Annotated in this window: 1 protein-coding gene; it reads right to left on the bottom strand. The window is 47.1% G+C overall.

All coding sequences use genetic code 11. The features are described 5' to 3' along the window. Nucleotides 1–186: 186 nt before the first annotated feature. A partial coding sequence (locus R7044_RS26620; protein ID WP_225456164.1) for an LrgB family protein occupies nucleotides 187–597 on the bottom strand: 411 nt, incomplete at its 5' end.

The raw sequence follows: 597 nt of genomic DNA, 5'->3' as shown, positions 1-597 counted from the left end.
ATGGATATTCATATACCCAAGTAATGAAAATATGCTAGCAGCGAAAGATAGCGTTTAGTTATGAATCTTGTTGGGACACGTTAGATGGGAAGTGTGCTTTGTAGCGAAAATCGTTTTCAACAGCGTACTACGATGAGAAAAGGAAAGTGACGGCCTGTCGGAGGGAGGACAGACCGTCACAATGACTTATTGATATAGCCAGATTGCTAAACCAAAAAAGCTCGGAGCTAGAATGGAGGTGATGATGCCACATAGCACCAACGCTAACGATGAAAACGCTGCGTCGCCAGGTTGTTTCTCTGCGCAAGTCGCAGTACCAAGCGCGTGCGATACTGTGCCCATCGTCAAACCACGAGCAATTGGATGCTTAATGCCGATTAGGTTGTAGATTGGGTACGCCAAAATAGCGCCAAGAAGACCTACGATCAGTACTAAGATTGCAGCGACTGCCGCTTCGCCACCAAGGTGGCTTGAGATTTCCATTGCAATCGGAGTGGTCACTGACTTACCTACTAGGCTCGCGATTAAACTGATGTCAGCTTTAAATGCAACGGCGATGAGGGTTGTGGTTGCCATTGACATAATACTACCGAGCGG

This window comes from Vibrio sp. 1402, from assembly GCF_033340275.1.
The sequence above is the reverse complement of the archived record's forward strand: the minus strand, read 5'-3'. Positions and strand labels throughout refer to the sequence as shown.